Source organism: uncultured Pseudacidovorax sp. (assembly GCF_913773995.1).
Classification (GTDB): Bacteria; Pseudomonadota; Gammaproteobacteria; order Burkholderiales; family Burkholderiaceae_C; genus Xenophilus.
Window position 1 is genome coordinate 1 of sequence record NZ_CAJYES010000259.1, and the last position, 4,015, is coordinate 4,015.

The following is a 4,015-nucleotide window of genomic DNA, read 5'->3' on the forward strand; positions in this document are numbered from 1 at the left end:
GTGGATTCCCATCGCGCTGGTCGGCGTGGTGGTGGCCATCTCGGGGCCGAGCATGCTGATCGCGTGGATCAAGCTGCGCCAGCGCAGCCTGGGCCCGATCCTCGATGCGAGCGGCTGGGCCATCAACGGCCGGATGAAGGTGAGCGTGCGGCTCGGCGGCTCACTCTCGCGGATGGCCAAACTGCCCCATGGCGCCAAGCGCGTGCTGCAGGATCCCTATGCGGACCGCAGCAGCGGATGGCTGGTGGGATTGGGAGTGCTGGTTATCGCAGGCGCCCTGACGGTGTGGGCCTGGCGCACGGGCTGGCTGGAGCAGCATCTGCCGCAAAGCGGGCAACCGGGTTTGACGGCGCCACCCACCAGCGCCCCGAGTCGGTAACGCCAACCGCTGCAACCCGTTCGGGCTGAGCCTGTCGAAGCTGGGCACAGCGCTTCGACAAGCTCAGCGCGAACGGTGGGGAAGGGCGGGCCAATCCACCCCTGCCCTTCGGGCTGAGCCTGTCGAAGCCGGCCACGGCGCTTCGACGGGCTCAGCGCGAACGGGACAGCAGCGCGGTCGGTGGAAGCGCCTTGAAGGTACAGGGCTCAGCGGCGGGCGGCCATCGCCTGGCTGACCTCGTTGGTGCCCTGGGCCGAGCCGCTTTGCGGCACCTGCTCGCCGTTGCGGTCGGTCACCTCGGCCAGGCGCGCGGCCAGTTGCTCGGGCACCGTGTCGCCCAGGCCCAGGTGCACGCCTTGCGTCAGCGTGATGTGCGCGGCCTCGAAGGTGCCGGCACCGGCGCACAGCACCGTGCGAGTGGGCGCGGACTCGTGGGCCAGCACCAGCATCGCCGGCACCACGGCCTCGGGCTTGAGGGCATCCAGCACCTCCTGCGGCATCAGGCCCTCGGTCATCCGGGTGGCGGCCGTGGGCGCCAGGCAGTTGACGTGGATGTTGTTCTTGGCGCCTTCCAGGCTCAGCGTCTGCATCAGGCCGACCAGGGCCATCTTGGCGGCGCCGTAGTTGCTCTGACCGAAGTTGCCGTACAGGCCGGAGGAGGAGCTGGTCATGACGATGCGGCCGTACTTCTGCGCATTCATGATCGGCCAGACGGCCTTGGTGCAATGCACGGCGCCCATCAGGTGCACGTCCACCACGAGGCGGAAGTCGGCGAGCTCCATCTTGGTGAAGCTCTTGTCGCGCAGGATGCCGGCGTTGTTGACCAGAACGTCGACGCGGCCCCAGGCATCCACCGCCTGCTGCACCATGGCCTCCACGGCAGCAAAGTCGGTCACCGAAGCGCCATTGGCCAGAGCCTCGCCGCCCATGTCGCGGATCTCCTGCGCCACGCGCTCGGCCGCCGTGGCAGAGCCGCCCTGCCCGTCCACCGCGCCGCCCAGGTCGTTGATCAGCACCTTCGCACCGCGCCGGGCCAGGGCCAGCGCGTGCTGGCGGCCCAGGCCGCCGCCAGCGCCGGTCACGATGGCCACGCGGCCGTTGAAGTCGAGGGAGGGGGTGGTCATGCGGGCGGTCCTTTCAGGGCTGTCTCGTCGGAAATGAAACGAGCACTGTAGCGGCCCCTCCGGCCCGCACCTGTCTCCGAGGCGGTGGGCTGAGTTGCCCGCCCCGCCTGTGCGTCCTCAGGGGCGCGGCTCGAAGGGCACGTGCGCCGGCGCGGCGCTGAGCGGCGGCACGGCCACAGGCGTGGCGGCCGTCGTTGCCGCGGCGCGGCGGTCCAGCCGATCCTCCAGCTGGCCGATGTGCGCAGCCAAGGTGTTGTCCGCCTGCTCGGCGCGCTGGCGCAGGGCGGCTTCGAGCTGCTCGATGCGGGCCAGCAAGGCCGCATGACGCTCGCCGTTGCGGGCCATGTGGGCGTTTTCCTGCGATTCGAGGAAGGTACGCAGCTCGGTGAAGCGGCTGGCCTCGGCCTTGTCGGCCAACTCGCGCTGGGCCTGCAGCTCCTTGGTGTGGCGGCGGGCATCGAGCAGCACGGTGCCCTGCAGCCACAGCACATAGGCGAGGAAGAAGGCAGCCAGCAGCACGGTCAGGCCCAGCATCACCAGCCCCAGCGGCGCCGTGACCGTGGTGACGCCCAGCGACATGGCGGTGGGCGCCGACAGCGTGCCCCAGTTGAGCGCGGCCAGGGCCGCGATGACGATGGCGATGACGAACAGAACGATGGAGCGCAGGCCCATGGACTTCCCCTCTGGTGGCTATGGAAAGCCCTGCGTTGTACCTCGGCACGCTCGCCCGTCGGTGTCGGCGCGCGGCGACGACGGATGTGGGCCAGGGGCGCTCGCCCGGATCGCGTGAGGATCAGGCGCAGCTGCGACGCACATCTCCACGGGACGCCCTGCAGCCGCGCGCTGACTCAGCCGACGCGCCCGTAACGGTCCGAGAAGCGGACGATGTCGTCCTCGCCCAGGTAGGCGCCCGATTGCACCTCGATCAGCTCCAGCGGGATCTTGCCGGGGTTCTCCAGCGCATGGACCACCCCCAGCGGGATGTAGGTGGACTGGTTTTCGGAGAGCAGGATCTCCTTGTCGCCGATCTGCACCTTGGCCGTGCCCGACACCACGATCCAGTGCTCGGCGCGGTGGTGATGCATCTGCACCGACAGCTTCTCGCCCGGATTCACCGTGATGCACTTGACCTGGTAGCGGTCGCCATGGTCGATGGAGTCGTACGCACCCCAGGGCCGGTACACCTTGCGGTGGGCCGAGGCCTCGGAGCGGCCGTCGGCCTTGAGCTTCTCGACGATCTTCTTGACGTCCTGCACCTTGGACTTGCCGGCCACCAGCACCGCGTCGGCCGTCTCCACGACCACCACGTCCTGAATGCCCAGCACCGACACCAGACGGTGCTCGGCATGCACATGGCTGTTGCGCACCTCGTGGGCCACCACGTCGCCGCGGAAGGCATTGCCCTGGGCGTCCTTGGCACTGACTTCCCACACGGCGTTCCAGGCACCGACGTCGCTCCAGCCGGCGCGCAGCGGCACGACCACGGCCTTGTCGGTCTTTTCCATCACGGCGTAGTCGATGGAATCCTCGGGCGATGCCGAGAAGGCCTCGGTGTCCAGCCGCACGAAGTCCAGGTCCTTCTTGCCCTTGGCCACGGCCTCGCGCGCCGCCTTGGCGATGGCGGGCGCAAAGCGCTCCAGTTCCTGCAGAAAGGCCGAGGCCTTGAACAGGAACATGCCGCTGTTCCACAGATGCCGGCCGCCTTCCAGGTAGCCCTGGGCGGTCTGCAGGTCGGGCTTCTCTACGAAGGCCTGCACGGCCATGGGCGCCAAGGGGGCGGTCGCATCGATGCGGTTCGCCACGCTGATGTAGCCGTAACCCGTCTCGGGCGCCGTCGGCACGATGCCGAAGGTGACGAGCTTGCCGCCCTCGGCCGCGGCCAGGCCGGCGCGCACGGTCTCATGGAAGGCGGCGGTGTCGGGGATGGCATGGTCGGCGGCCAGCACCAGCAGCACCGGATCCTGACCATCGGCCATGGCCGTCACCGCGGCCGCGGCGATGGCAGGCGCGGTGTTGCGCGCCACCGGCTCCAGCACGATGGCCTGGGCGGTCAGACCCTTCTCGCGCAGTTGCTCGGCCACGATGAAGCGGTGGCCGTCGTTGCACACCACCAGTGGCCGGATCGGCTGGCTGCCGTTCAGGCCGGCCAGCCGCGCCACGGTGAGTTGGAACAGCGTCTGCTCTTCGGTGAGGCCAAGGAACTGCTTGGGGTAGCCCGCGCGCGACAGAGGCCAGAGACGCGTGCCGGAGCCGCCGGAAAGGATGACTGGGATCATGGTATTCAAAGCAAATAGGAAGAGGTCTTGTTGTTGGATGCGTCAGTCGGCCGCGGTGCGTCCGCTCTGCCAGCGCCACACGTCCGCGCATATGGCATCGATGTCGCGTCGCGTTTGCCAGCCCAGCAATTGTCGTGCGAGGGTGGAGTCGGCCCAGTATTCGGCCACGTCGCTTGCGCCGTTGAAACCAGCGCCGTCAGTGACGAGGATCATGAAGCGATAGGGCTGTAAATATG

3 protein-coding genes and 2 pseudogenes are annotated in these 4,015 nt (G+C 68.8%); 1 reads left to right on the plus strand and 4 read right to left on the minus strand.

The genetic code is table 11. The features are described 5' to 3' along the window. A pseudogene (locus QZ772_RS25130) lies at window positions 1-379 on the plus strand (hypothetical protein); the annotation flags it as partial. Window positions 380-585: 206 nt separating this feature from the next. Here QZ772_RS25130 and QZ772_RS25135 read toward each other — a convergent pair. The 4 genes and pseudogenes from QZ772_RS25135 to QZ772_RS25150 form a co-directional block, all read right to left on the minus strand. After that, window positions 586-1,503 (minus strand): SDR family NAD(P)-dependent oxidoreductase, encoded by a 918-nt coding sequence (locus QZ772_RS25135; RefSeq protein WP_295532550.1) that lies wholly within the window; start codon window positions 1,501-1,503, stop codon window positions 586-588. A gap of 117 nt (window positions 1,504-1,620) precedes the next feature. Then, entirely contained in the window at window positions 1,621-2,175 is a 555-nt protein-coding gene (locus QZ772_RS25140; protein ID WP_295532552.1) for a LapA family protein, read from the minus strand. Window positions 2,176-2,351: 176 nt separating this feature from the next. Then, window positions 2,352-3,779, minus strand: coding sequence for a mannose-1-phosphate guanylyltransferase/mannose-6-phosphate isomerase (locus QZ772_RS25145; protein WP_295532554.1), 1,428 nt, complete (start codon window positions 3,777-3,779; stop codon window positions 2,352-2,354). A 42-nt stretch (window positions 3,780-3,821) separates the two neighbouring features. Continuing rightward, window positions 3,822-4,015, minus strand: a pseudogene (locus QZ772_RS25150) (hypothetical protein); the annotation flags it as partial.

Excerpts from the sequence above, each read along its gene's own strand:
- QZ772_RS25135 (WP_295532550.1), bottom strand. The coding sequence starts at position 1,503 with ATGACCACCCCCTCCCTCGACTTCAACGGCCGCGTGGCCATCGTGACC.
- QZ772_RS25140 (WP_295532552.1), bottom strand. The coding sequence starts at position 2,175 with ATGGGCCTGCGCTCCATCGTTCTGTTCGTCATCGCCATCGTCATCGCG.
- QZ772_RS25145 (WP_295532554.1), bottom strand. The coding sequence starts at position 3,779 with ATGATCCCAGTCATCCTTTCCGGCGGCTCCGGCACGCGTCTCTGGCCT.